The organism is Actinacidiphila acidipaludis (genome assembly GCF_019890725.1).
GTDB lineage: Bacteria > Actinomycetota > Actinomycetes > Streptomycetales > Streptomycetaceae > Actinacidiphila > Actinacidiphila acidipaludis.
In genome coordinates this window covers 1-662 of record NZ_JAINZZ010000148.1, presented here as the reverse complement: position 1 = coordinate 662, position 662 = coordinate 1, and the positions used below count along the sequence as shown (strand labels likewise).

General features: G+C 67.7%; 1 protein-coding gene. It reads left to right on the top strand.

Features of this window, described 5'->3' with window-relative positions; translation table 11 throughout:
* Positions 1–662: putative T7SS-secreted protein (locus K7862_RS37075; RefSeq protein ID WP_372461734.1), on the top strand; the 662-nt coding region annotated here is incomplete at both ends.

Below are 662 nucleotides of genomic sequence, written 5' to 3'. Positions count from 1 at the left end.
CCGGGCGACGTGGACCGCACCCGGTCGCTGGCGCGGCAGATCGGCGACCTGCACACCGAGTTGACGACCACCGTCAACGAACTGGACCGCATCGACTGCGGCTACTGGAAAGGCGAGGCCGCCAAGGCCTTCATCGCCCACATCGACAGCGACGTCACCCCGCTGATCAAAAAAGCCCACGACTCCTTCGGCCGCGCCTCCGACGCCCTGTCCCGCTGGGCGGACCAACTCCACGGCTTCCAGGACGAAGCCGACGCCCTCGAACGCGAGGCCGCCACCAAACAAGGCGCCCTGGACCACGCCAAAACCGCCGCCGGCCAACCACCCACCGACCACACCACCCCCCACCCCAGCCCCGAAGCCTCCCCCAACCCCGACCCCCAAGCCCAAGCCGACGCCAAAAAGAAACAGCAGGCCGTCACCGACGCCAGCACCGCACTCGACGGCGTCCGCAACCGCGCCGACGAACTCCACACCCGCTACACCAACGCCGCGAGCGCCATCAGCCACGACCTCGACAAAGCCGGCGACATCGCCCCCGACAAACCCGGCCTGTTCAGCCGCATCGTCCACGGCGTCGAAAACGCCTGGAACGACACCGTCCAATGGGTCAAAGACCACGCCGACCTCATCAAACTCATCGGCGACCTCCTCAGCGACCT